The sequence below is a fragment of the Priestia sp. YIM B13490 genome (genome assembly GCF_042787735.1).
Taxonomy (GTDB): domain Bacteria; phylum Bacillota; class Bacilli; order Bacillales; family Bacillaceae_H; genus Priestia; species Priestia megaterium.
Genome location: NZ_JBHZOT010000005.1, coordinates 298916 through 324694 on the forward strand (window position 1 = coordinate 298916; position 25779 = coordinate 324694).

A 25779-nucleotide genomic window follows, 5' to 3' on the forward strand; every position below is an offset into this window, starting at 1 on the left:
TGAAACAAAAAACGCCTCTGCCTTTTTAGCATGAGGCGTTTTTTATGTAAAAGTGCCGCATGGAAATGTTGATATAAAGAAGGTGGAACTAATGAAAAAGAGTATTAAGGAAATAAAAGAAGAACTAAAGCAAGTGAGAAGCCCGGAAGATGCTTTATTTAAGGCATATGCGCAAGATGAGCGTAAAGGTGTGCAGCAGGTTATTATTCAAAAACAAAGGCAATTTGAAGCCGCTGAGCGCTTGAAGAAACAGTTTGATGAAATGATGGCATATGAAAACGAATTATACAATCAAGGAGCAACCTATATTGCCGGAGTAGATGAAGTAGGAAGAGGACCGTTAGCAGGACCGGTAGTAGCTGCTGCTGTTATTTTGCCGCCGGATTTTTTTCTCCCTGGTTTGACGGATTCAAAGAAGTTATCAGAAGCAAAGCGAGAAGCGTTTTATGAAGAAATTTGTAAAAGCGCTGTCGCTATCGGTATAGGTATTATAGACGCAGAGGTCATTGATTCTATTAATATTTATGAAGCAACAAAAAAGGCAATGACTGAAGCAATTGAACTTCTAGCTGTTCAGCCTGATGAACTGCTTATTGATGCGATGAAGCTGCCGGTGCCTATTTCGCAGCAGTCAATCATCAAAGGCGATGCTACAAGCATTTCCATTGCTGCAAGTTCTGTTATTGCAAAAGTGACGCGAGATCGAATGATGAAAGAACTTGGTGAACGCTATCCTGCATACGGATTCGAAAAACATATGGGATATGGAACAAAACAACATTTAGAAGCAATCGAACAATATGGAATTTTGCCAGAACACCGCCGATCTTTTGCACCAATAAAAAACCAAGTAAACTAGAACATGATACCCAAGCATATCTCTGCTTTTTAGCGCATGTTTCACATGCGGGATTTTAGGCTCAAAAAGAATATAGCCTATTTAAGTGGAGATATTGCAGAGGGTGAAGTTCGTAAATTATTTTCCTCTCAGTTCGCTTCAGTTGTGAAGGTTGATTTACATGATCAACCGTACGTTTAACGTCCGCAGAGTCTCATTGACCTCATAAGGTATGGTTAAGTACTATCTCCATAAAAATATCAATTTTCTTATTATTTCAATATTTTTCACTAGAATAGTAGACAATTAGACAATTATTTTTATACAATGAAAGCGCAGTCTATTTTGTGCAGTATAGTTTTGTGGTTGATTATGTTAGGAGGATGGGAAATGAATATCCATGAGTATCAAGGAAAAGAACTACTCAGAAAATATGGGGTTGCAGTACCAAACGGTCGAGTAGCTTTTACTGTTGAAGAAGCAGTTGAAGCAGCAAAGGAATTAGGTTCACAAGTATCAGTGGTGAAAGCACAAATCCATGCTGGTGGACGCGGTAAAGCGGGCGGTGTCAAAGTAGCAAAAAACTTAGATGAAGTTCGTACATATGCACAAGATATTTTAGGAAAGACCCTCGTAACACACCAAACAGGCCCTGAAGGAAAAGAAGTTAAGCGCTTGTTAGTTGAAGAGGGATGCGATATTAAGAAAGAATACTACATCGGTTTAGTTCTTGATCGTGCAACGTCTCAAGTTGTATTGATGGGTTCTGAAGAAGGTGGAACTGAAATTGAAGAAGTGGCGGAAAAAACGCCTGAAAAAATCTTTAAAGAATATGTGGATCCTGCGATTGGTTTACAAGCATTCCAAGCTCGCAGACTTGCATTTAATATTAATATTCCAAAAGAACTAGTTGGAAAAGCAGTTAAGTTCATGACAGGTTTATATACAGTATTTGTTGAAAAAGACTGCTCAATTGCAGAGATTAATCCTCTAGTTGTAACAGGTGACGGAGACGTTATGGCATTGGATGCGAAGTTAAACTTTGATTCAAATGCGCTGTATCGTCAAAAAGATATTCTTGAATATCGTGACCTTGAAGAGGAAGATGCTAAAGAAATTGAAGCATCTAAATACGACTTAAGCTACATTTCACTAGATGGTAATATCGGTTGTATGGTAAACGGTGCAGGTTTAGCAATGGCAACGATGGATATTATTAAACATTACGGAGGCGACCCTGCTAACTTCCTGGATGTTGGGGGCGGCGCAACTGCTGAAAAAGTAACAGAAGCATTCAAAATTATTTTATCTGACCAAAATGTAAAAGGTATTTTCGTTAATATTTTCGGCGGGATTATGAAATGTGATGTTATTGCAACAGGTGTTGTTGAAGCAACGAAACAAGTTGGATTAAGCCTTCCATTAGTTGTTCGCTTAGAAGGAACAAACGTTGAACTTGGAAAAGAAATTTTACAAAAATCAGGCTTAAATATCACAGCTGCTGAATCTATGGCAGACGGCGCACAAAAAATCGTTTCACTAGTGAAATAGAAAGGCTGGGGGATAGGAATGAGCGTATTTATTAATCAAGATACAAAAGTAATTGTACAAGGAATTACAGGCGGAGTTGGCCTTTTTCATACACAGCAAATGTTAGAATATGGAACGAAAATTGTTGGTGGCGTAACACCAGGTAAAGGCGGCTTAGAAGTAGAAGGTGTTCCGGTATTTAATACGGTTGCCGAGGCAAAAGAAAAAACAGGCGCAACGGCTTCTGTTGTATATGTTCCGCCAGCATTCGCAGCTGACTCCATTATTGAAGCAGTTGACGCAGATTTAGATTTAGTTATTTGTATTACGGAAGGTATTCCAGTATTAGATATGGTAAAAGTAAAGCGTTATATGGAAGGAAAACGTACGCGCCTTGTGGGACCTAACTGCCCAGGGGTTATTACACCGGAAGAATGTAAAATTGGAATTATGCCAGGGTACATTCACAAAAAAGGTCATGTAGGTGTAGTTTCACGTTCTGGTACATTAACATATGAAGCTGTTCATCAACTTTCTGAAGCTGGCATTGGCCAATCAACAGCTGTTGGTATCGGTGGTGACCCAGTGAACGGCACGAACTTTATCGATGTATTAAAAGCGTTTAATGAAGATGAAGATACGTATGCAGTAATTATGATTGGTGAAATCGGCGGTACGGCAGAAGAAGAAGCGGCAGAATGGGTAAAAGCAAACATGACAAAACCTGTGGTCGGCTTCATTGGCGGTCAAACAGCACCTCCAGGAAAACGTATGGGCCATGCTGGTGCTATTATTTCAGGTGGTAAAGGGACAGCATCTGAAAAAATTAAAACAATGAATGAGTGCGGTATCCAAGTAGCTGAAACACCATCTGTTATGGGAGAAACACTTATTAAAGTGTTAAAAGAACAAGGCATTTACGAGCAGTGTAAGACTCATTAATAGAAGACATATAGCCTCCTTTGACTGGGGGCTATTTTGTCCATTTAAAAAGGAGATTGTAGAATGTCTGATTTACGGGAAAAATTAATTCATTTAGCACATTGTCCATCTGTTAATTGGAAACAAATTTTTACGCTACTTCAACAGAATTCTTCATTACAAAATCTCTACGAGTACTCTCCATCACAGCTTCAAAAACTATTGACTCTCTCGATTGAACGTGCTAATCAAATAAAAAAAGATTTGCAAACTATTCCAATACGAGATATTCTAGATAAATATGACGCTGAGAATATTCAATGTGTCACCATCCTAGATGATGAATATCCTGAACTTTTGCGCCATATTTATGATCCGCCTTGGGTATTATTTGCAAGAGGAAAGATTTCTCTCCTACACGCTACGGCAAGCTTAAGCGTTGTAGGAACAAGGAACCCCACTTCGTATGGAACTGCAGCTCTGACTCATATTGTTAAGCCGATGCTGCATGAAGAATTTGTCGTTGTAAGTGGACTGGCCTTAGGGATTGACCAGGCTGCTCATGAACTGGCTATCGCTGAAAAAGCTAAAACGATTGCAGTTTTAGGCGGAGGGTTTTATAATATTTACCCAAGAGGAAACCAAAATTTAGCAAGAGAAATTGCGCAGCATCATTTGCTGCTTTCTGAATATGCCCCGTTTATGAAGCCGACAAAATGGTTTTTCCCTCGCAGAAACAGAATCATTAGCGGATTAACAGGAGGCACGTTGGTGGTGCAAGCAAAAGAAAGAAGTGGATCTTTTATTACCGCCGACCAGGCGCTTCAGCAAGGAAGAGAAGTATTTGCCATACCGGGTTCTATTTTTGAAGAAACATCATGTGGAACGAATAAGTTAATCCAATTAGGGGCAAAACTTGTGCAAAGCGCTGCTGATATTACAGATGAAATGATGTATATAAGATGAATGTTTCAAAGTAGTCATATTCTTGCATGGTATGAAATACTAGTGAGATACGTAGTAAAATCGTATGACTTATCTTTTGGACATTTGACAAACAAGAACCAAATATTTAATAATAATGAAGATTTTATTCTACCTCTTGAGGAGGAACAAATAGATGTCTGACTACCTAGTAATTGTAGAATCGCCTGCAAAGGCTAAAACAATTGAACGTTATTTAGGAAAGAAATATAAAGTAAAAGCATCGATGGGACATGTTCGCGATTTACCTAAAAGTCAAATGGGAATTGATATTGAACAGGATTACAATCCGAAATATATTACAATTCGCGGGAAAGGCCCGGTTTTAAAAGAACTAAAAACAGCGGCTAAAAAAGCAAAGAAGATTTACCTAGCAGCCGATCCAGACCGTGAAGGAGAAGCGATTGCATGGCACTTGGCGCACAGTTTGGATGTAGACATTGCATCGGACTGCCGCGTAGTATTTAATGAGATTACAAAAGAAGCGATTAAAGAATCTTTTAAACATCCACGAGCAATTAATATGGATTTAGTAGATGCTCAACAAGCACGCCGTATTCTTGACAGGCTGGTTGGCTACAACATCAGTCCATTGCTGTGGAAAAAAGTGAAAAAAGGATTAAGTGCCGGAAGGGTTCAATCAATTGCAGTGCGGTTAATTATTGATCGTGAAAAAGAAATTGCAAAGTTTATCCCAGAAGAATACTGGACGGTAAAAGCAACTTTTCAAAAAGGGAACGACCAATTTGAAGGCCAGTTGATCGAATATCAAGGAAAAAAAGTAGAGCTATCGAATGAAAATGATGTAACCAACATTGTTAAACAATTAGATGGAAATGAATTTTCAATTTCTAAAGTAACAAAACGTGAGCGAAAGCGTAATGCGGCTCCTTCTTTTACCACGTCTTCATTACAGCAAGAGGCAGCGCGGAAACTGAACTTCCGAGCGAAAAAAACAATGATGATTGCGCAGCAATTATATGAAGGAATTGATTTAGGAAAAGAAGGCACAGTAGGTCTTATCACGTATATGCGTACCGATTCTACTCGTATTTCAGAAACAGCTCAAACGGAAGCTAGAGATTACATTACGAACGCATACGGAAATCAGTTTGTGGCAACGGAAAAGCGTAAAGAAAAGAAAAATTCGAACGCGCAAGATGCCCACGAAGCGATTCGTCCAACTTCAGCTCTTCGTAAACCAGGAGAGGTAAAAGAGTTCTTATCGCGTGATCAGTATCGACTGTATAAGCTAGTATGGGAGCGCTTCGTTGCTAGTCAAATGGCACCTGCAATTATGGATACAATGGCTGTAGATTTGAAAAATGGAGACGTAACATTTAGAGCAAACGGCTCCAAAGTTAAATTTCCAGGCTTTATGAAAGTGTATGTTGAAGGCAATGATGATCAAGTGGAGGAAAAAGAAAATCTTCTTCCAGACTTAGAAGAAGGAGAAGTAGCTTATTCTAAAGACATCGATGAAAAGCAGCACTTCACACAGCCGCCGCCAAGATATACTGAAGCTCGTTTAGTCAAGACATTAGAAGAGCTAGGCATTGGCCGACCGTCTACATATGCTCCAACACTTGACACGATTCAAAAGCGCGGGTACGTAGCGCTCGATAACAAGCGTTTTGTTCCAACAGAACTTGGAGAAATTGTACTAGAGCTTGTATTGGAGTTTTTCCCGGAAATTTTAGATGTAGAGTTTACAGCTAAAATGGAAAACGATTTGGATGAAGTGGAAGATGGTAATGTTCAATGGGTGCGTGTTATTGACGAATTTTACAGTGATTTTGAAAAACGCTTAGAACATGCTGAAAAAGAAATGCGCGAAGTGGAGATTAAAGATGAACCTGCCGGAGAAGATTGCGGAGAATGCGGTTCACCTATGGTATACAAAATGGGACGCTACGGAAAATTTATGGCATGCTCTAATTTCCCTGACTGCCGCAACACAAAGCCAATTGTAAAAGAGATTGGCGTGAAGTGCCCGAAATGTGAAGAAGGAAATATCGTTGAGCGAAAATCGAAGAAAAAGCGTACATTTTATGGCTGTGATCGATTCCCGGGCTGTGACTTCGTATCTTGGGATAAGCCGATTGCAAGAAAATGTCCGAAATGTGAAAACCTGCTTGTGGAGAAGAAACAGAAAAAAGGAACTCAAGTCGTCTGTACAAGTTGTGATTATAAAGAGGAAGCTCAGCAGTAAAAGAGAATGGGATGAATTCCCACACTTTAAATTTAAAAATAGCAGTTATATAAGATGCGGCGACATTGCTTCATGTGCTAAAATGGAAACGTTATTAGCGACATTGAGTAATGTCGCATTTTCTTTGTCCCGTTAAAAAAGGAACAGACAAGTGAATGAATAAGGAAAATGATAGAAAAGATAGAAATGAAGTTGGAGGATTTACAATGAATGAACAAGTAATTAATGTTATCGGAGCAGGTCTTGCTGGAAGTGAAGCGGCTTGGCAAATCGCAAAGCGCGGTTTGAAAGTCCGTCTTTATGAGATGAGACCAGTGAAGCAAACACCTGCTCATCATACGGACAAATTTGCTGAATTAGTATGTAGTAATTCACTGCGTGCAAATACATTAACAAATGCAGTGGGTGTTTTAAAAGAAGAAATGCGATTATTAGACTCTGTAATTATTCGTTCAGCAGACGAGTGTGCGGTTCCAGCAGGTGGAGCACTGGCTGTTGATCGTCACGAATTTGCCGCTCGTGTGACGGAAAGTGTTAAAAACCATCCGAACGTAACGGTTGTTAATGAAGAGATTACGGAAATTCCACAAGGGCCAACTGTTATTGCAACAGGTCCGTTAACGTCAAAAGATTTATCAGAACAGCTGCGCGCGTTAACAAGTGAAGATTATTTATATTTTTACGATGCGGCTGCACCTATTATTGAAAAAGACAGCATTGATATGGATAAAGTATATCTTAAATCTCGCTATGACAAAGGGGAAGCTGCCTATTTAAACTGTCCGATGACAAAAGAAGAATTCCAGCGTTTTCATGAAGCATTAATCAATGCAGAGACGGTTCCTTTAAAAGAATTTGAGAAAGAAATTTATTTTGAAGGATGTATGCCAATTGAAGTAATGGCCTCACGCGGAGAAAAAACAATGCTCTTTGGACCCATGAAACCAGTTGGGTTAGAAGATCCGAAAACAGGAAAGCGACCTTATGCAGTTGTTCAGCTTCGTCAAGATGATGCAGCAGGTACACTATATAATATCGTAGGTTTCCAAACACACTTAAAATGGGGAGCACAAAAAGAAGTATTAAGCTTAATCCCAGGTTTAGAAAATGCAGAAGTAGTACGCTACGGAGTTATGCATAGAAATACGTTTATTAATTCTCCTAAATTGTTAAAGCCTACGTATCAATATCGTGAGCGTGATGATTTATTCTTTGCTGGACAAATGACGGGAGTAGAAGGATATGTAGAATCAGCTGCGAGCGGATTAATGGCAGGAATGAACGCAGCTCGACTTGTGCTTGGTGAAGAATTGGTTGTATTGCCGCAGGAAACGGCGATTGGCAGTATGGCTCACTATATCACACATACAAACGCAAAAAATTTCCAGCCGATGAATGCCAACTTTGGCTTATTCAAAGAATTGGAAGTGCGAATCAAAAACAAACAAGAACGAAATGAAACGCTTGCTAAACGAGCATTGGAAACTATTCAGAATTTTACAACAAAATAATCAAAATTGTTTGCAAGGGCTACTTAATTGTGATAATATTTAGTAGCCCTTGTGAGGTGATAACATTGGAATTTGTTAAAGATGTATTAAATTCCTTTCTAGAATATTTACAAATTGAGAAAAACTATTCAAAATATACAGTTGACTGCTATGAAAAAGACATAGGTATCTTCATGTCTTTTATGCAGGAAGAGCAAATACAAAACCTACAAAGTGTTACATATGCTGATGCAAGGCTGTTTTTAACACGCCTATATGAAAAGCAGTATTCAAAAAGATCGATGTCACGCAAAATTTCTTGTTTGAGAACGTTTTATCGTTACTTAAATAGAGAAGAATTAGTAGAAGATAATCCATTTGCGCTCGTTACCCTTCCTAAAAAGGAGGAGCGAAATCCTCGCTTCCTGTATGAAGAGGAGATTGTGAAATTATTTCAAATGAATGACTTAACAACTCCGTTAGGGCAGCGTAATCAGTCTCTATTAGAATTGCTGTATGCCACCGGAATACGAGTGAGTGAATGCGCATCTATTAAGCTTAGCGATATAGATTTTTCACTTCAAACTTTGCTCGTATATGGCAAAGGGAAAAAACAACGGTACGTGCCATTTGGCTGTTATGCCAAGGACGCTCTTAGAGTATATATAGATAATGGAAGAAAGCTTCTTTTAAAAAAGGCTCCTTCTGATACTCATTCGCTCTTTTTAAATTATAAGGGGACACCGTTGACAGACCGAGGCATACGCTTAGTCATTGATCAGTTAGTAAAGAAGACCGCTGAGAATATACATATTAGTCCACACGTTTTGCGGCATACTTTTGCGACTCATATGTTAAATGAAGGGGCAGATTTACGTACAGTTCAAGAAATGCTAGGTCATGAACATTTATCAACCACTCAAATATACACACATGTGACGAAGGATCGTTTAAAGGCAGTTTATATGAATCACCATCCTCGCGCATAAAAGGAGGAGTTAATTTGTCTACTTTCCATGCTACTACGATTTTTGCGGTTCAGCATAACGGTCAATGTGCCATGTCTGGGGACGGACAAGTAACGTTCGGAAATGCTGTTGTTATGAAACATACTGCTCGAAAAGTAAGACGTTTATTTCAAGGGCAAGTTCTTGCCGGCTTTGCAGGTTCAGTAGCTGATGCATTCACTCTTTTTGAATTATTTGAAACGAAGCTTGAAGAGTATAACGGAAATCTTCAGCGTGCAGCCGTTGAGCTTGCTAAACAATGGAGAAGTGACAAAGTATTGCGAAAGTTAGAAGCAATGCTTATTGTTATGAACAAAGATAACTTACTGTTAGTATCAGGAACGGGTGAAGTTATTGAACCGGACGACGGCATTTTAGCAATTGGATCAGGCGGAAATTATGCTTTATCAGCGGGACGTGCATTAAAACAACATGCAGGCGAACATTTAACAGCTAAAGAAATTGCAAAAGCAGCTTTAGATGTAGCAAGTGAGATATGTGTTTATACAAATGATCATATTATTGTAGAAGAACTGTAGGAAAGGGGATTTTTTTATGAATTCTCATTTAACACCTCGACAAATTGTAGAAAAGCTCGATCAGTATATTATTGGTCAAACGAAGGCAAAGAAAGCGGTCGCTGTTGCGCTGCGAAATCGCTATCGACGCGGTCTGTTAGACGAATCTTTACGTGATGAAGTTGTGCCGAAAAACATTTTAATGATTGGTCCTACAGGTGTGGGTAAAACCGAGATTGCACGCCGCTTAGCTAAGCTTGTCGGTGCACCTTTTATTAAGGTTGAGGCAACAAAATTTACGGAAGTTGGATATGTAGGACGCGATGTAGAATCAATGGTTCGTGATTTAGTGGAAACGTCAGTTCGACTTGTGAAAGAAGAAAAAATGAACGGCGTGCGTGATCGCGCAGAAGAAAATGCAAACAAGCGGATAGTAGAGCTTCTTGTTCCAAGTAAAAAGAAGCAGCAATCGTTTAAAAATCCGTTTGAAATGATTTTTTCAAACGGTACACAGTCAAGCGATGCGGATCCTGATCAAGATGAGGAAACGAATATTGCAACGAAGCGCAAGCAGATTGCTCATCAGCTTGCTTTAGGAGAGCTTGAAAATCATTATGTCACAATTGAAGTAGAAGAGCAACAGCCTTCTATGTTTGATATGTTACAAGGTTCGGGTATGGAACAAATGGGCATGAACATGCAGGATGCCTTAAGCAATTTTATGCCTAAAAAACAAAAAAAGCGCAAACTTACTGTTAAAGATGCACGAAAAGTATTAACAAATGAAGAAGCGCAAAAATTGATTGATATGGATGAAGTGACGCAAGAAGCTGTGAATCGTGCAGAACAATACGGAATTATTTTCATTGACGAAATTGATAAAATTGCTCAGAAAAGTGGTAATTCATCTTCCGCTGATGTTTCACGTGAAGGCGTACAGCGAGATATTTTACCAATTGTAGAAGGGTCAACGATTGTTACAAAATATGGCGCAGTCAAAACTGATCATGTTTTATTTGTAGCAGCCGGTGCTTTCCATGTATCAAAACCGTCGGATTTAATTCCAGAATTGCAAGGTCGATTCCCAATTCGCGTTGAATTAACGAAGCTAACCGTTGAAGATTTTATAAACATTTTAGTAGAGCCAGATAATGCGTTATTAAAGCAATATGCGGCTTTATTGGAAACTGAAGGTATACAAATTGAATTTTCTGACGATGCTATACGTAAGATTGCAGAAATTGCATATCAGGTAAATCAAGATACAGACAATATTGGTGCAAGAAGGCTTCATACGATTTTAGAACGTTTGCTAGAGGATTTATCGTTTGAAGCACCAGAAGTAACATTAGAGAAAATTGTGATTACTCCACAGTACGTGGAAGAAAAATTAGAAAAAATCGCTAAAAACAAAGATTTGAGTCAATTTATTTTATAGAACTGAAATCGCAGGAGGAAGAGTACTAATGGATTTATTAGGGAAAACTAGAAAGATTAATGCAATGCTACAAAAAGCAGCTGGTAAACCAGTAAACTTTAAAGAAATGGCTGAAACACTTTGCGAAGTGATCGAATCAAACGTATTCGTAGTAAGCCGTCGCGGTAAATTATTAGGAATCGCTGTTAAACAGCAAATTGAGAATGCGCGCATGAAAGATATGTTAGAAGCACGCCAGTTCCCAGAAGAATATACTCAAAGCTTATTTAACATTCAAGAAACATCTTCTAACTTAAACATTGAAAGTCAATATACAGCTTTCCCAGTTGAAAATAAAGACTTATTTGATGCAGGACTAACAACAATCGTTCCAATTATCGGAGGCGGAGAGCGTCTAGGTACGCTTGTATTATCTCGTTTAGACCGTCAGTTCGAAGACGATGATTTAATCCTTGCTGAATACGGTGCAACGGTAGTAGGTATGGAAATTCTTCGTGAAAAAGCAGAAGAAATTGAAGAAGAAGCACGTAGCAAAGCTGTTGTACAAATGGCAATTAGCTCATTATCATACAGTGAGTTAGAAGCTATTGAGCACATCTTTGAAGAGTTAAATGGAAATGAAGGACTATTAGTAGCAAGTAAAATTGCTGACCGCGTTGGAATTACACGTTCAGTAATCGTAAATGCGCTACGTAAATTAGAGAGTGCTGGCGTTATCGAATCACGTTCTTTAGGAATGAAAGGAACTTACATTAAAGTTCTTAACAACAAATTCTTAGTAGAGCTTGAAAAATTAAAATCTAACTAAGTTTATGAACAAAAAAGCACACGGGCTTTGCCCGTGTGCTTTTTTGTATGCTCTCAGTACAAAAAGATTCGCTGTGGGTTAAGACGATTCGTTCACTATTTTTATAAATCTTTAACAAAGTTCATATAAAAATCTAAAAATTATATTATAGAATCTTTAAATAGTAAAAAGATACTAGTTGATTACAAATCGTTACTTTTATTACATATTGTTCAGGACTTATGGTATATATTTTGATTTTAAATTAAAAAAATAGAGCTAAAGTATAGCATTGATGTTAAAATATGCTTGGAAAACGAATGAAAATTTTGGTTTATAGTCCAAAAGTTCTTAAAAAAGGATAGACATTGCATGAAGTTTTTCTTACAATAAGTTCTATGGTACTAAAGTCGAAATTTGTCTCATTTTGAGAAAAATAGAATAGATAAGCAGGTGTAAGAAGTGAGTTTGTTTTCAACTACTTTTCAAACAATTGAAAATGGAATTAGCTACGCGTCACAAAAGCAGCAGACGATTGCACAAAATATTGCAAATGTTGATACTCCAAATTATAAATCGAAAACCGTATCGCGTACGAGTGAATTCCGAGATTTATTACATAACGAGTTAGAAGCATATCAGACTGATTCAAAACATATCCCATTTTCCGGTTCATCCCAGCGAGTGATTACCCAGCAAGGAAACACTTCCTATCAAGCAAATGGAAACAATGTGGATATGGATAAAGAGATGGCGGATATGGCTGAAAATCAAATTTACTATGAGGCGCTAGTAGATCGTTTAAATGGAAAATTTAATTCTCTTCAAACAGTCATTAGAGGAGGTAAATAAGTTTGACTATTTTTCAAAATATGAATATTACATCTTCAGCTTTAACTGCCAATCGTTTAAGGATGGACGTTGTTTCATCTAATATGGCGAATGCTGAAACGACAAGAGGGACGTACGTTAATGGTGAGTGGCAGCCTTACAAAAGAAAAATGGTTGTCATGCAGTCTGATCGTTCGCCTTCTTTTTCGTCCGTCTTACACTCCGAAATCAATAAAAATCAAAACAATGGTGTAAAAGTCACAGATATCGTAGAAGATAATACTCCTTTTAATTTAGTATATAACCCGACGCATCCAGATGCGAATGACCAAGGGTACGTGCAGATGCCGAACGTAGATCCTTTAAAGGAAATGACGGATTTAATTAGTGCTACTCGATCTTATGAAGCAAACGTGACGGTCTTTAATACAAACAAAAGTATATTAACAAAGGTATTAGAAATTGGGAAATAAAGGAGCGATAAAATGATTAATGGTATCAGCAATCAAATAGCCATAGCAAAAACAGCAGCTTCTACTACCACTGGACAAACAACTCAACAGTTTTCAACGTTTTTAAAAGACTCAATCAATGAGTTAAACAATACTCAACGCGCTTCGGATATAGCGACTGAAAAGCTTGCTAAAGGAGAAAACGTCGAACTCCAAGATGTAATGATTACTGCTCAAAAAGCAAGTATTACGATGCAAACGGCTCTTGAAATACGCAATAAAGCTGTTGAAGCCTATCAGGAAATGATGAGAATGCAAATGTAATTGAGCGGTTATTAAAGAAAATGAAAATAGTAATAACCGGAGGAATACCATGAATGAAAGAATAGCTCTTTATCGAGATAAGATGAAAGTCTTTTGGAATAACCGCAAAAAAGGACAAAAAATAGCCCTTATCGCTGCTCCTCTTGCGGCTGTTCTAGTCATTAGTTTAGCATCTGTTTTTTTAAACAAGGATAAATTTGTCCCTCTTTATAGCAATCTATCGGCTCAAGAAACAGGACAAATCAAAGCAGAGCTTGATGCTAGAAGCGTTCCTTCAGAAATCTCTGATAACGGAACAACCATTTCGGTACCTGAACAAAGCATTGACTCGCTAAAAGTTGATTTAGCTGCACAGGGAATTCCTGATAGCGGAAGTATCGACTATTCGTTTTTTGGGAAAAATGCGAGCTTTGGTATGACAGATAATGAATTTAATGTGTTAAAACTCGATGCGATGCAAACTGAATTGGCTAACTTAATGAAAAACATTCAAGGAGTCAATGATGCAAAAGTGATGATTACCCTTCCCAATGAAAGCGTCTGGGCGAATGAAAAGCAGGGAGAAGCATCAGCATCGATTGTGCTTAATACAAAGGCTGGTTATAAATTTGATGATCAGCAAATTAAATCTCTTTATCATTTAGTATCCAAAAGTGTGCCAAACCTTCCTACAGATAATATCGTCATCATGAACCAATATTTTGAGTACTTTGATTTAAAAGGTAACGAAACGAATTCAGCTTCTAGCTCATTTGCTTCGCAGAACGAAGCGAAAAAAGAAGTTGAGCGAGATATTCAGCGTCAAGTACAGCAAATGCTAGGAAGACTGGTCGGTCAAGACAAAGTAATGGTCTCTGTTACAGCAGATCTTGATTTTACACAGGAAAATCGCGAAGAAAAGCTAGTAGAGCCTGTTGATAAAGATAATATGCAAGGAATTGCCGTTAGCGCTGAAAAAATTAATGAAACATTTTCTGGTAAAAACGCTCAAGATGGAGGCGTTGCTGGAACAGGAGAAGAAGATACAACAAATTACTCATCTAGTACAACAAGTGGAGACGGAGACTACGAAAAAAACGAAGAACGAATTAATTATGAAGTGAATAGAATTCATAAAGAAATCGTCGAAAGTCCATACAAAATTCAAGATCTTGGCATTCAAGTAATGATAGATCCGTCCAATGCAAAAGGGAAATCACAAGTTTCCGATACGCTTGGGTCAGACGTTCAAAAAATGTTAGGTACAATTGTCCGTACTTCTATTTCAAAAGACGCAAATACGAAAGCCCTCTCGGATAACGCGGTCAGCGATAAGATTACCGTTTCCGTTCAGCCGTTTAATGGACAAGAAACAGCTGACAACACAGCAAGTTCGATTCCATTGTGGATGTATATAACCGGAGGAGCACTGCTGCTTATTATTGTTGTTCTTATTGTGCTGTTGGTTAGGAAAAGACGTCAAGACTTTGATGAAGAGGAATATGATGAAGAGTACGAGGAAACTTTTGAAGCATATGAAGCGGCACAAAAAGCTCCTGTTTTAAGTGCTGAACAGCAAACAAAAAGCAATCTTGAAACGTTAGCGAAGCAAGACCCGGAAGAGTTTGCAAAACTGCTGCGAACATGGATTAGTGAGGATTAGGAGGAAAGCTAATGGTAAAGGCTATGCAAAAAAATGAGTTAACTGGAAAGCAAAAAGCAGCAATTTTGTTGATTTCTCTCGGTCCGGATGTATCAGCTTCTATCTATAAACATCTCAGTGAAGATGAAATTGAGCAACTAACGCTTGAAATTTCTTCAGTGAGAAAAGTAGAGCCGTCTCTAAAAGAAGCTGTGCTTCATGAGTTTGAACAAATAACGCTTGCTCAAAACTACCTTGAAAAAGGAGGAGTAAGCTATGCGAAACAGGTGTTAGAAAAAGCACTTGGACCAGAGCAGGCTATGATGATTATCAATCGATTAACTTCTTCTTTGCAAGTTCGTCCGTTTGATTTTGCCAGAAAAGCTGATCCTATGCAGCTGTTAAATTTCATTCAGCATGAGCATCCTCAGACGATTGCCCTTATTTTATCTTACTTAGAGCCGCCGCAGGCAGGACAAATCTTATCATCACTGCCTCAGGAAAGGCAAGCGGATATTGCAAGACGGATTGCGACGATGGGAAGTACGTCTCCCGAAGTCATTAATGAAGTGGAGCAAATTTTAGAGAGAAAGCTTTCTGCTACTGTTACCCAAGACTATACCCAAACAGGTGGTTTAGAAGCAGTAGTTGAAGTATTAAATGGAGTAGACCGAGCGACTGAAAAAATTATTATTGATACGCTTGAAATTCAAGATCCGGCATTAGCAGAAGAAATCAAACAGCGAATGTTTGTATTTGAGGATATCGTAACGCTCGATAACCGTTCTATTCAGCGTGTGATACGAGATGTAGAAAATGATGATTTATTGTTGAGCTTAAAAGTAGCAAGTGAAGAAGTGAAATCTATTATTTTTAAAAATATGTCTAGCCGTATGGTGGAAACGTTTAAAGAAGAAATGGAATTTATGGGTCCTGTGCGTTTGAAAGATGTAGAGGAAGCTCAGTCACGTATCGTTGCTGCAATTAGACGTTTAGAAGATGCTGGTGAAATTGTACTAGCTCGAGGTGGAGGAGACGATATTATTGTCTAATATCATTAAATCAACTTATACGAACAAACTTTCAGACGAAAATGCGAAGCACATTCAAGTCATTCCGTTTGGTTTTCCGATACAAGATGAGCCCACAGAAGAGCATCTTCAGCAAGAAAATGCACAGCATGTTATTAAACAAGCGCACAGTGAAGCTGAAATAATAAAGGCCGAGGCAGACGCTTACCGAAAACAAGTTCAAAACGAAATTGAACGTTTGAAAAAGCAGTGGGAAGAAGAGAAGGTGCTGCTGTTTCAACAAGAACAAAAGCGAGGCTATGAAGAAGGATACGAAGAAGGGCTACTTCAAGGAAAACAAGAGTATGAGCATGTATTAGCCATGTCGCGAAACATTGTTGACGAAACAAAGAATCAGTACTACGAATATATAAATCAATCTGAAGAAATCATCTTTGAATTAGGTTTCACCCTAGCTGAAACGATTTTAAATGAGCAGCTTCAAAGAGATGAATCATTTTTATCACTTGTTGCAAGGTCTTTAAAAGAAGTTAGAGAACATAAAGAAATCCAGCTTTTTGTTTCTCCGAAAAAATATGCATATGTATGTGAACATAAACGAGAACTGTTCGATTTGTTGAACGGAGAAACCGGGCTATTTATTTATGCAGATGAAAATCTTCAGGAAATGGATTGTGTCATCGACTCCTCTTATGGGCGTCTTGTTGCTTCTTTTGATAGTCAGTTAACGGAAATGAAGAAAAAATTAAAAGAACGTTTGTTAGAGGAGAGTAAACATGAAAGTCGCACAACTCATTCATGAAATCCCGCGCATATCTTCTTTTAAACGGTACGGGAAAGTCAGCCGAGTAGTAGGAATGATGATTGAATCTAAAGGACCTAGAACGTCAATAGGAGATGTTTGCTTTATTCATCTTAGTGAACGAGGAGATAAAATTCGTGCAGAAGTTGTTGGTTTTAACGGTGAGCACGTCGTTTTAATGCCTTATACGTCTGTTCGATATATCGGACCTGGCTGCCTAGTGGAAACGACAGAAAAACCTCTGCAGGTAAGCGTGGGAAAAGAGTTAATAGGTCAAGTGCTTGATTCGCTAGGGAACCCTTTAGACGGGTCTGAACTTTCTCAATATCTGCCGTTTGTTTTAACCGACCAAGACCCGCCTAACCCCTTAGAGCGCCCGCCTATTGAACAGCCAATTGAAGTAGGGGTACGAACGATTGATAGTTTGCTAACAGTAGGTCAAGGGCAGCGCATCGGTATTTTTGCAGGAAGCGGTGTTGGGAAAAGTACGCTGCTCGGGATGATTGCACGCAATACAAAAGCAGATATCAATGTCATTGCCCTTGTAGGCGAGCGAGGAAGAGAAGTTAGAGAGTTTATTGAGCGAGATCTTGGAGAGGAAGGGTTAAAGCGCTCCGTTGTAGTAGTTGCTACCTCGGATCAGCCTGCTCTGCTTCGAATGAAAGCAGCATATACAGCTACTTCTATTGCTGAATACTTTCGAGATGAGGGGCTGAGCGTCATGATGATGATGGATTCTGTTACCCGTGTAGCAATGGCTCAAAGAGAAATTGGATTAGCCGTAGGTGAACCTCCGACTACCAAAGGTTATACACCATCTGTTTTTGCTAGCTTGCCAAGGCTGCTTGAACGTACAGGAACTAATCAACATGGATCTATTACTGCTTTTTACACTGTATTAGTAGACGGTGATGATATGAACGAACCTATTTCGGATACGGTGCGAGGCATTATAGACGGACATATTGTACTAGACCGGGAGCTGGCCAATAAAGGTCAATATCCGGCCATCAATGTCTTAAAAAGCGTTAGTCGCGTGATGAACCATATCGTAAGTGAACGGCACAAAGAAGTAGCTGAAAAACTGCGTTCATTAATGGCTACCTATGCTAATTCTGAAGACTTAATTAACATAGGTGCCTATAAAAGAGGATCTTCTGCTTACATTGATGAGGCCATCCACTATCATCCTGTCATTGATGCATTTTTAAAGCAAAAAACGAACGAACATCCATCATTTGAAACAAGTGTAACAAAGCTCTGTGAACTGTTTGTGAAAGGTGAGTAAATATGGCATATGAATTTAGGTTATCTAAAATAATGGCAATCAAGTCAAATGAAAAGGATGAACTGCTATCTCAATATAATCAATCCTTGCAGCAGTTTGAAACAGCGGGTGAAAAGCTTTATAAAAAGCTAAAAGAAAAAGAAACGCTGATTGAACAGCATACGGGCAAAATGAAGCAAGGGCTTTCTATTTTAGAAATTACATCGTTTCAGCAGTTTTTAACAAGTGCCGAACGAGTGATTGAAAGGCTGCAACAAGAGGTCATGTTTGCAAGACAGCAAATGAACTTAAAGAAACTGAAGCTAGAAGAAAAGAACATAGAAGTAAAGAAGTATGAAAAGTTAAAAAAGAGAGACTACGATTCTTATATAACCGCGGAAAAACAGTTAGAAGCGAAGCAAATGGATGAGCTGTCGCTACAGCAGTATATGCTGCATAGGAATTAGGTGGAAAACATGGCTAATCAAAAAGAGTTAAGAGAAGAGTACGAAGAAGAAAAGTCTTACAGTAAAAGCCAAGTGTTTTTATTTTTAATCTTTATTCCAGCGGTGTTCCTCATCTTGGCGGCTTATATTGTTCTGACGCTTTTAGGCGTTAATGTAAATGATAAAGTTTCAGGTATTACACACGCCATTCCGTTTGTATCAAGTGAACAGTCGCAAAAAAATGAAAATATTCAAGAAAGCAATGAAGAAATACAAAAGCAGGTTGAGAGCCTTCAAAAGAAGCTGAGCACGAAAGAAAAGCAAATCGCAGCTTATGAGAAAACGATCGCTACAAAAGATCGTCAAATGGATGAACTAAAAATTGAAATGCGCGATATGGAAGAAAAAGCCGATGATGAAGCGAAAAAACAAAAGAACAATCAGCTGGCAAAAAAAGATGTCATTGCTACTTATGAAAATATGTCTCCTAAAAATGCAGCGCTCATCTTTGCCGAATTAAAAGAAGACAAAGCGGTCGCGATGCTTAAGCAGTTCAAAGCGAGTACAAGAACGGCAATCTTAGAAAAAATGGATCCGAAAGTAGCTGCACGCTATACGACATTGTTAACAGATCAGATTGAGGAATAAAAGCAGAGGTGAAAACAGTGGAAATTTCACTACGTCCAGCAGCTGCATCAAAGGTAAACTGCGATGAAAAAGCAGCTGTTATTCAGACTCAGGGTTTTTTTGAAGAAGTTGTTCAGCAGCTTAAGCAACTAGATGGGCAGCCTTTAACGCGCGGGGAGAAATTATCCGATGAACATGCGGTAGATGGAGACGTCTTCAAGGCGGTCGGATTAATGGCGATTCAGTTAAGCGAAGCAGAAGATGAAGAAGATGAACCGTCTGTCTTGTACGAACATCTAGCTGAGATGATCAGTAGTATTCCAAGTAGTCTAGATTTGGAACAGCCGCTTCTAAAGCTGCAGCACGTGTTAACAGACATGCAGCTGGCACCTGTTTCATCTGAAACAGACAGTCAAGAACAATATTTGTCTTCTATTTCTACCTTGTTGACCATTTGTAAAAATACATCATCTGCGTTTCAAACGGAGTTCGCTCAGCTCATGGAAGAACTACAAAAACCGCAGCTGCAGTCAGTGACCCTTTCGAATTCGCAGCTTGAGGGTTTGCGGAAAGCTGCTGCTGAAAAAATAGAGAAAATTCATAAACAACCACGTGTATTAACCGATACCTTACATGAAAAGCGCTCAGCTGGTTTCTTCGCCGTTGTTCATGCGGCCCCAAAAAGTTCTGTAAGAGATATGGACGCTGTTCATAAAGAGGAAAAAGTGCCATTTTTGAATCAGCTTCCATGGAAAAAAGATGTGGTTTTACGTAACGAAAGTATGGATAGGGATAGTTCAAAAAAAGATAGTGAAATTTCTTTCACTGCTAGCACGGCCGGGGCGACGTTAGAAAATCATCCATCATCTTTCAGATCTAAAGAAGTACCCAAGATCCAAGAGTTTTCTATTGATCTAGGGAAAGTAAAATCTGATCATCAACAGTCTGACAATCTGTTAAATGAGCTGCAAAAAATATGGAGTAAAGCTTCGCTCAGTGCTGAAGAGGGAAGATCCAAGCTTTTCATTACGTTATTTCCAAAACAGCTAGGGACGATTTCAATTGAAGTGCTTCAGCAAAAAAATGAACCGATTACGCAAGTGGTTGTATCGTCGGCGAAAACAAAAGAGCTGTTAGACGCCAATCTTGCGACTTTACGGCAAGTTCTGACTTCCCAGCATGTATCGGTTGATAAAGTCGATGTGGTCGCTGTTCAAGCAGCTCTAGAAAGTTCTGTAAAAGATATGAACGCTTTTGCTAAAGAAGAAAAAGTGCCGCAGTTTTCTATTGATTTAAGGCAAGTGAAATTAGATCATCAACAGTCTAATGATCTGGTAAACAAGCTGCAAAAAATATGGAGTAAAGCTTCGCTCAGTGCTGAAAAGGGAAGATCCAAGCTTTTCATTACGTTATTTCCAAAACAGCTAGGTACGATTTCAATTGAAGTGCTTCAGCAAAAAAATGAAACGACTGCGCAAGTGGTTGTATCGTCGGCGAAAACAAAAGAGCTGTTAGACGCCAATCTTGCGACTTTACGGCAAGTTCTGACTTCCCAGCATGTATCGGTTGATAAAGTCGATGTGGTCGCTGTTCAAGCAGCTCTAGAAAGTTCTGTAAAAGATATGAACGCTTTTGCTAAAGAAGAAAAAGTGCCGCAGTTTTCTATTGATTTAAGGCAAGTGAAATTAGATCATCAACAGTCTAATGATCTGGTAAACGAGCTGCAAAAAATATGGAGTAAAGCTTCGCTCAGCGCTGAAGAGGGAGCATCTAAGCTTTCTATTAAGTTATGGCCAGAGCAGCTAGGTACGATTTCAATTGAAGTGCGTCAACAAGATCATAAAACGACTGCGCAAGTAGTTGTATCGTCAGCGAAAACAAAAGAGCTGTTAGACGCCAGCCTTTTCAGATTACGACAAGCTCTCACGTCTCAGCATGTATCCGTTGATCAAGTCGGTGTGGACGCTGTTCATACATCTTCAGAAAGTTCTGCAGATACAAACACAACCGGAGCGACAGTAGAGAATCAGCCATCATCCTTTGGAAGTGGAGAAATGCCTAAGCTTCAGCAGTTCTCTATTTATCTAGGGCAAGCAAAATCTGACTATCAACAGTCTAGCAATTTGGTAAACGAGCTTGAAAAAATATGGAGTAAAGCTTCGTTCAGTACTGAAGAGGGAACATCCAAGCTTTTCATTAAGTTATTTCCAAAACAGCTAGGTGCGATTTCAATTGAAATGCTTCAAAAAGACAGTGAAACGGTTGCGCGAATTGTCGTATCGTCAGCAAAAACAAAAGAGTTATTGGACGCCAACCTTTCAACTTTGCGGCACGGTCTCGCGTCTCAGCATGTGTCAATTGATAAAATCGATGTGCTACTGTCGGAACAAGCGGTGTCGTACAACAATGAAAACGACCAGCAAAAAGAAAGACAGGAAAAAGAAGCGTTTAAAAAAGAAGAAGAAGATCAAGATTCACAGCAATTGGAAGGATCGGCTTCCTTTCTATCTTCTTTTGAAGCAGCGCTCATTAACTACAACGTATAGGTGATAACAATGACAAATGAAATTACGTCTGACTTGTATTTAAGCAATAGAGACACACCAGTGAAGCAAACGGGAAACAGCTCGCTTGGCAAAGATGACTTTTTGAAGCTTTTGATTGCTCAGCTTCAAAATCAAGATCCAATGAATCCAATGCAAGACAAAGACTTTATTGCTCAAATGGCTCAGTTTTCATCTCTTGAACAAATGACAAATATGAGCACATCGCTCAATACGTTTGTAACGCAGTCTCAGGCTTCTCCTATTTTAAAAGGAAGCGAATTAATTGGGAAAACCGCTGCATGGTTAGATGAGGAAGGAAATAAAAAGCAAGGAGTCATTTCGACAGCATCCGTCAAAAACAATGAGGTATCGTTTGGGATCAATGATGAAAATCATACGGTACTTTCGCTAAACGATATCTTAGAAGTAAGCAGTTAACCAACCAAATTTAAGGAGTGATTTTATGTTACGTTCGATGTACTCAGGAATCAGCGGCATGAAAAATTTTCAAACTAAATTAGATGTCCTAGGAAATAACATTGCCAACGTTAATACATACGGCTATAAAAAAGGACGTACAACGTTTCAAGATTTAGTAAGTCAGCAGGTAGCAGGAGCAACAGCACCGGGAGCTAACCGTGGAGGTGTTAACGCTAAACAAGTCGGGTTAGGTTCACAAATTGGCACAATTGATACAGTTCAAACAGCAGGAAGCATTCAGTCAACGGGGCGTCCACTTGATTTAGCTATTTCTGGAGACGGCTATTTTGTTGTAAATGATGGAATATCAGACTATTACACAAGAGCGGGGAACTTCTATTTAGATAAAGATGGTTATCTAGTGACAGGTGATGGGTTGTTTGTAAAATCTACTAGTAATAATGACAATGGAAGAATTAAAATTGATCCAACTACAGCTAAAAGCTACAGCATTGGGGCAAATGGAACTGTTAATATTGTTGGTCTAAACGGAACTATGCTTCCGAATCCTCAGACTATCAAGCTTGCAAAGTTCGCTAATAATGAAGGGCTTCAAAAAGCAGGAGGAAATTTGTTCGCTAATACTCCAAATGCTGGGCTGGTTGGAACTCCTGCAAACATTACTCCTGGAAACAGCGGTACAGGAACTTTAATTTCAAGCGCTCTTGAAATGTCCAACGTTGATTTATCGGAAGAATTCACGGATATGATTGTTGCACAGCGCGGATTTCAAGCGAACACAAGAATTATTACAACATCCGATGAAATACTGCAAGAGCTAGTGAATCTAAAACGATAGGCGGGAGGAAGGAGTAGGTATTACTCCGGTTAATTATGATCACTTTAACAAGGCTAAACGGCAAAACATTTACGTTAAACGCACTCTACATCGAGCAGGTTGAAGCATTTCCTGATACGACCATTACGCTAACGAATAACAAAAAGCTGGTGGTAAAGGATTCAGTTGAAGAAGTGAATGAGAAAGTGACGAGCTATTATCAGCGAATTAACGTATTAGGGCTGCAGCAAACGACGGAGGAATAAAGTGTGTTTAAAAATAAGCTAATTAGTAAGATGATTATTATCATGCTTTCTCTTACTTTAATAGGAAGCGTTGCTGTTATCGTGACGCTAAAGTATACAGAGCAGGCAGGTACTGAAAAAGGTCCATCTATTGACGATGTGATTAAAGCTTCTGTGGATGTAACGGATATTAAAACAAATTTAAAAAGCAATAACTACATCAGCATCTCTTTTAAAATTCAAATGGATAGTAAAAAAGCAGCGGCAGAGCTTCAAAAAAGAGATTTTCAAGTAAGAGACATTATTATCAAAAAGCTCTCAGATATGAGTGCTCAAGATTTTGAAGGAACGCAAGGACTCAGCACGTTAGAAACAGATATTGCAAAGCAAATTGATCAATTAATGGAAAACGGACATGTTGTTAAAATTTATACAACGTCTAAAGTGTTGCAGTAAAGATAAAGGGAGGGAAGCTAGTGGCTGGGGATGTATTATCACAAAATGAAATTGATGCCCTATTATCCGCGTTATCAACCGGAGAGATGGATGCGGATGAGCTAAAAAAGGAAAATAAAAAACAGCGTATTCGTACATATGATTTTAAACGCGCCCTGCGTTTTTCAAAAGATCAGATTCGCAGTTTGACGCGAATTCATGAAAATTATGCGCGCATGCTCATCAATGTCTTTTCGGCGCAGCTTCGTAACGTTGTACAAGTGTCCGTTGTATCAGTAGATCAAATTCCGTATGAGGAGTTCATTCGCTCTGTTCCGAAAGTAACCATCTTAAATGTGATAGCCGTCCCTCCTTTAGAAGGGCATATCATTATGGAAGTCAATCCGAACATTGCCTATGCGATGCTTGACCGCTTGCTCGGGGGACAAGGCGAGAGCGGTGGGAAAATTAGTAACTTAACGGAAATTGAAATGAGCTTGATTCGAAACTTGCTAGAGAAAACGTTAGACAGTATGAGAGAAGCTTGGAGTTCTATTGCGGAAATTGAACCTGAAACATCAGAGTTTGAAGTGAATCCTCAGTTTTTGCAGGTAATTTCACCAAATGAAATTGTCATCGTCATTTCATTAAACGTACAAATTGGAGATGAAACGGGCATGATCAATCTATGTATTCCGCACGTTACGCTTGAGCCGATTGTGTCCAAACTGTCCGTTCATTACTGGATGCAATCTTCGAAAAAAGAACCTAACGTACAAGAGGTTGAGCAGCTAAAGGAACAAATCAATGATGCGGAATTGCAGGTTGTAGCCGAGCTAGGAAAAGCGGATATTTCAATTGAAGATTTCCTAGCATTAGATGCAGGAGATGTTATTCGACTGCAAACAAGCATTCATAATCCGTTAACTATTTACGTCGGAGACCAACCTAAATTTATTGCACAGCCTGGAAAAGTCAGTCGGAAAGTTGCTGTGCAAATTCTAGATGATGTTAAGAGGAGGAACGAAAGGAATGAACGATGACATGCTTTCGCAAGATGAAATTGATGCGTTGTTAAAAGGAACTTCTTCACTTGACGAGTTTTCAGAGCCGAATAAGTCAAGTCAAGTAGACGATTACTTTACGGAAATGGAAAAAGACGCGCTTGGCGAAATTGGAAATATTTCGTTTGGCAGTTCAGCAACAGCGCTATCGGCTTTATTGAATCAAAAAGTCGATATTACCACACCGTTTGTATCGCTCGTATATAAAGAAGAGCTGACGAATGAATTTCCAAATCCTCATGTCGCTGTGCAAGTTCAGTATACAGAAGGGTTTTCTGGTACGAATTTGTTAGTTATTAAACATGAAGATGCAGCTGTTATTTCAGATTTGATGCTTGGTGGAACGGGTGAGAATCCGACGGAAATCATGGATGAAATTAAGCTGAGTGCAGTGCAGGAAGCGATGAATCAAATGATGGGTTCAGCAGCGACGTCTATGTCCACGGTATTTCAAAAGAAAATTGATATCTCTCCGCCGAGCTTGGATATTTTAAATATTCAAAAAGGGGAAGGCACAGAGCTGATTCCCCAAGATGACGTCTTTGTAAAGGTCTCTTTTAATTTGAAGGTAGGCACATTAATCGATTCGAATATTATGCAGCTTTTATCGATATCTTTTGCCAAAAGCTTGGTGGAAGAGCTCTTAGTTCCAAGCGCAGAAGATACGGCAGCTTCTATTGAAAAAGAATCAGATCTTAACGAAAAGCAAACAGAACCGCCGGCAGCTGAATACATACAGCATGAAGAAACACAGCAGGCAGAACCTGTTCATGTACCAGTTGATGTTCAGCCCGCATCGTTTTCAGAGCTCGAGCACATGTCTTCTCCTCAAGGGAATTCACGAAATTTAGACATGCTGCTTGATATCCCGCTTCAAGTTACCGTGGAGCTTGGAAGGACTAAGCGAACGGTTCAAGAGATTTTAGCATTATCTTCTGGTGCAATCATTGAACTTGATAAACTAGCAGGCGAACCAGTAGATATCTTGATTAATAGCAAATTAATAGCAAAAGGTGAAGTGGTCGTCATTGACGAGAATTTTGGCGTTCGCGTAACCGATATTATTAGTCAAAGAGACCGTATTAACAAACTAAAGTAATGATTT

At 38.9% G+C, this 25779-nt stretch carries 26 protein-coding genes; all 26 read left to right on the plus strand.

Annotation, left to right across the window (positions count from 1 at the left end; translation table 11 throughout):
- Nucleotides 1–91 precede the first annotated feature (91 nt).
- Nucleotides 92–859: a ribonuclease HII gene (locus ACFX4R_RS17815; RefSeq protein WP_043976467.1), complete on the plus strand. Its 768-nt coding sequence runs from the start codon at nt 92–94 to the stop codon at nt 857–859.
- Nucleotides 860–1228: 369 nt separating this feature from the next.
- The gene (sucC, locus tag ACFX4R_RS17820) at nt 1229–2389 is read left to right on the plus strand and encodes an ADP-forming succinate--CoA ligase subunit beta (RefSeq protein ID WP_013058890.1); all 1161 of its coding nucleotides are present in this window, start codon (nt 1229–1231) and stop codon (nt 2387–2389) included.
- A gap of 18 nt (nt 2390–2407) precedes the next feature.
- On the plus strand, nt 2408–3310 hold the full coding sequence (sucD, locus tag ACFX4R_RS17825; RefSeq protein WP_013058889.1) for a succinate--CoA ligase subunit alpha: 903 nt from the start codon (nt 2408–2410) through the stop codon (nt 3308–3310).
- Nucleotides 3311–3373: 63 nt separating this feature from the next.
- The gene (gene dprA / locus ACFX4R_RS17830; protein ID WP_043976470.1) at nt 3374–4255 is read left to right on the plus strand and encodes a DNA-processing protein DprA; all 882 of its coding nucleotides are present in this window, start codon (nt 3374–3376) and stop codon (nt 4253–4255) included.
- A gap of 154 nt (nt 4256–4409) precedes the next feature.
- Nucleotides 4410–6485 (plus strand): type I DNA topoisomerase, encoded by a 2076-nt coding sequence (topA, locus tag ACFX4R_RS17835; protein WP_028410804.1) that lies wholly within the window; start codon nt 4410–4412, stop codon nt 6483–6485.
- A 206-nt stretch (nt 6486–6691) separates the two neighbouring features.
- Nucleotides 6692–7996, plus strand: coding sequence for an FADH(2)-oxidizing methylenetetrahydrofolate--tRNA-(uracil(54)-C(5))-methyltransferase TrmFO (trmFO, locus tag ACFX4R_RS17840; protein WP_028410805.1), 1305 nt, complete (start codon nt 6692–6694; stop codon nt 7994–7996).
- A gap of 65 nt (nt 7997–8061) precedes the next feature.
- A complete protein-coding gene (xerC, locus tag ACFX4R_RS17845; RefSeq protein WP_014458427.1) occupies nt 8062–8964 on the plus strand; it encodes a tyrosine recombinase XerC in 903 nt (300 codons plus the stop codon).
- Between the two features lie 14 nt (nt 8965–8978).
- Nucleotides 8979–9521, plus strand: coding sequence for an ATP-dependent protease subunit HslV (gene hslV / locus ACFX4R_RS17850; protein WP_013058884.1), 543 nt, complete (start codon nt 8979–8981; stop codon nt 9519–9521).
- Between the two features lie 16 nt (nt 9522–9537).
- The gene (gene hslU, locus ACFX4R_RS17855; RefSeq protein ID WP_013084801.1) at nt 9538–10938 is read left to right on the plus strand and encodes an ATP-dependent protease ATPase subunit HslU; all 1401 of its coding nucleotides are present in this window, start codon (nt 9538–9540) and stop codon (nt 10936–10938) included.
- A 28-nt stretch (nt 10939–10966) separates the two neighbouring features.
- Entirely contained in the window at nt 10967–11746 is a 780-nt protein-coding gene (gene codY, locus ACFX4R_RS17860; RefSeq protein ID WP_013058882.1) for a GTP-sensing pleiotropic transcriptional regulator CodY, read from the plus strand.
- A gap of 441 nt (nt 11747–12187) precedes the next feature.
- Complete coding sequence (gene flgB, locus ACFX4R_RS17865; protein ID WP_043976473.1) at nt 12188–12577, plus strand: flagellar basal body rod protein FlgB; 390 nt, start codon at nt 12188–12190, stop codon at nt 12575–12577.
- A 2-nt stretch (nt 12578–12579) separates the two neighbouring features.
- Entirely contained in the window at nt 12580–13029 is a 450-nt protein-coding gene (flgC, locus tag ACFX4R_RS17870) for a flagellar basal body rod protein FlgC (RefSeq protein WP_280158678.1), read from the plus strand.
- A 12-nt stretch (nt 13030–13041) separates the two neighbouring features.
- Entirely contained in the window at nt 13042–13332 is a 291-nt protein-coding gene (gene fliE / locus ACFX4R_RS17875; protein ID WP_162214913.1) for a flagellar hook-basal body complex protein FliE, read from the plus strand.
- Between the two features lie 49 nt (nt 13333–13381).
- Nucleotides 13382–14974, plus strand: coding sequence for a flagellar basal-body MS-ring/collar protein FliF (gene fliF / locus ACFX4R_RS17880; RefSeq protein ID WP_377570004.1), 1593 nt, complete (start codon nt 13382–13384; stop codon nt 14972–14974).
- A gap of 11 nt (nt 14975–14985) precedes the next feature.
- The gene (gene fliG, locus ACFX4R_RS17885; protein ID WP_025750326.1) at nt 14986–16005 is read left to right on the plus strand and encodes a flagellar motor switch protein FliG; all 1020 of its coding nucleotides are present in this window, start codon (nt 14986–14988) and stop codon (nt 16003–16005) included.
- Nucleotides 15998–16786, plus strand: coding sequence for a flagellar assembly protein FliH (gene fliH / locus ACFX4R_RS17890; protein ID WP_043976479.1), 789 nt, complete (start codon nt 15998–16000; stop codon nt 16784–16786). The genes fliG and fliH overlap by 8 nt, the downstream gene beginning before the upstream one ends.
- Nucleotides 16761–18074 carry a flagellar protein export ATPase FliI gene (gene fliI, locus ACFX4R_RS17895; protein WP_377570006.1) on the plus strand — a complete coding sequence of 438 codons (1314 nt, stop codon included), beginning with the start codon at nt 16761–16763 and terminating at the stop codon, nt 18072–18074. Before fliH ends, fliI begins: the two co-directional genes overlap by 26 nt.
- A 2-nt stretch (nt 18075–18076) precedes the next feature.
- Nucleotides 18077–18520 carry a flagellar export protein FliJ gene (gene fliJ, locus ACFX4R_RS17900; RefSeq protein WP_013058874.1) on the plus strand — a complete coding sequence of 148 codons (444 nt, stop codon included), beginning with the start codon at nt 18077–18079 and terminating at the stop codon, nt 18518–18520.
- 9 nt (nt 18521–18529) lie between these two features.
- Nucleotides 18530–19147 (plus strand): magnesium transporter MgtE N-terminal domain-containing protein, encoded by a 618-nt coding sequence (locus ACFX4R_RS17905; RefSeq protein ID WP_162214910.1) that lies wholly within the window; start codon nt 18530–18532, stop codon nt 19145–19147.
- 17 nt (nt 19148–19164) lie between these two features.
- Complete coding sequence (locus ACFX4R_RS17910) at nt 19165–21672, plus strand: flagellar hook-length control protein FliK (protein ID WP_377570009.1); 2508 nt, start codon at nt 19165–19167, stop codon at nt 21670–21672.
- 9 nt (nt 21673–21681) lie between these two features.
- Nucleotides 21682–22110, plus strand: a complete 429-nt coding sequence (gene flgD, locus ACFX4R_RS17915; protein WP_162214908.1) for a flagellar hook assembly protein FlgD — start codon at nt 21682–21684, stop codon at nt 22108–22110.
- Between the two features lie 25 nt (nt 22111–22135).
- Nucleotides 22136–22951, plus strand: a complete 816-nt coding sequence (flgG, locus tag ACFX4R_RS17920) for a flagellar basal body rod protein FlgG (RefSeq protein WP_377570012.1) — start codon at nt 22136–22138, stop codon at nt 22949–22951.
- 35 nt (nt 22952–22986) lie between these two features.
- Nucleotides 22987–23196 carry a flagellar FlbD family protein gene (locus ACFX4R_RS17925; RefSeq protein ID WP_025750317.1) on the plus strand — a complete coding sequence of 70 codons (210 nt, stop codon included), beginning with the start codon at nt 22987–22989 and terminating at the stop codon, nt 23194–23196.
- A 3-nt stretch (nt 23197–23199) separates the two neighbouring features.
- Nucleotides 23200–23631, plus strand: a complete 432-nt coding sequence (gene fliL / locus ACFX4R_RS17930; RefSeq protein ID WP_377570014.1) for a flagellar basal body-associated protein FliL — start codon at nt 23200–23202, stop codon at nt 23629–23631.
- Between the two features lie 20 nt (nt 23632–23651).
- Nucleotides 23652–24653, plus strand: coding sequence for a flagellar motor switch protein FliM (gene fliM / locus ACFX4R_RS17935; RefSeq protein ID WP_377570016.1), 1002 nt, complete (start codon nt 23652–23654; stop codon nt 24651–24653).
- A complete protein-coding gene (gene fliY, locus ACFX4R_RS17940; RefSeq protein WP_377570018.1) occupies nt 24643–25773 on the plus strand; it encodes a flagellar motor switch phosphatase FliY in 1131 nt (376 codons plus the stop codon). Before fliM ends, fliY begins: the two co-directional genes overlap by 11 nt.
- Nucleotides 25774–25779: the final 6 nt, after the last annotated feature.

Excerpts from the sequence above, each read along its gene's own strand:
- fliE (WP_162214913.1), top strand. The coding sequence starts at position 13,042 with ATGATTAATGGTATCAGCAATCAAATAGCCATAGCAAAAACAGCAGCT.
- flgG (WP_377570012.1), top strand. The coding sequence starts at position 22,136 with ATGTTACGTTCGATGTACTCAGGAATCAGCGGCATGAAAAATTTTCAA.
- fliJ (WP_013058874.1), top strand. The coding sequence starts at position 18,077 with ATGGCATATGAATTTAGGTTATCTAAAATAATGGCAATCAAGTCAAAT.
- flgD (WP_162214908.1), top strand. The coding sequence starts at position 21,682 with ATGACAAATGAAATTACGTCTGACTTGTATTTAAGCAATAGAGACACA.
- fliY (WP_377570018.1), top strand. The coding sequence starts at position 24,643 with ATGAACGATGACATGCTTTCGCAAGATGAAATTGATGCGTTGTTAAAA.
- hslU (WP_013084801.1), top strand. The coding sequence starts at position 9,538 with ATGAATTCTCATTTAACACCTCGACAAATTGTAGAAAAGCTCGATCAG.
- fliF (WP_377570004.1), top strand. The coding sequence starts at position 13,382 with ATGAATGAAAGAATAGCTCTTTATCGAGATAAGATGAAAGTCTTTTGG.
- ACFX4R_RS17815 (WP_043976467.1), top strand. The coding sequence starts at position 92 with ATGAAAAAGAGTATTAAGGAAATAAAAGAAGAACTAAAGCAAGTGAGA.
- ACFX4R_RS17925 (WP_025750317.1), top strand. The coding sequence starts at position 22,987 with ATGATCACTTTAACAAGGCTAAACGGCAAAACATTTACGTTAAACGCA.
- ACFX4R_RS17905 (WP_162214910.1), top strand. The coding sequence starts at position 18,530 with ATGGCTAATCAAAAAGAGTTAAGAGAAGAGTACGAAGAAGAAAAGTCT.
- sucC (WP_013058890.1), top strand. The coding sequence starts at position 1,229 with ATGAATATCCATGAGTATCAAGGAAAAGAACTACTCAGAAAATATGGG.
- dprA (WP_043976470.1), top strand. The coding sequence starts at position 3,374 with ATGTCTGATTTACGGGAAAAATTAATTCATTTAGCACATTGTCCATCT.
- topA (WP_028410804.1), top strand. The coding sequence starts at position 4,410 with ATGTCTGACTACCTAGTAATTGTAGAATCGCCTGCAAAGGCTAAAACA.
- codY (WP_013058882.1), top strand. The coding sequence starts at position 10,967 with ATGGATTTATTAGGGAAAACTAGAAAGATTAATGCAATGCTACAAAAA.
- sucD (WP_013058889.1), top strand. The coding sequence starts at position 2,408 with ATGAGCGTATTTATTAATCAAGATACAAAAGTAATTGTACAAGGAATT.
- trmFO (WP_028410805.1), top strand. The coding sequence starts at position 6,692 with ATGAATGAACAAGTAATTAATGTTATCGGAGCAGGTCTTGCTGGAAGT.
- fliI (WP_377570006.1), top strand. The coding sequence starts at position 16,761 with ATGAAAGTCGCACAACTCATTCATGAAATCCCGCGCATATCTTCTTTT.
- fliG (WP_025750326.1), top strand. The coding sequence starts at position 14,986 with ATGGTAAAGGCTATGCAAAAAAATGAGTTAACTGGAAAGCAAAAAGCA.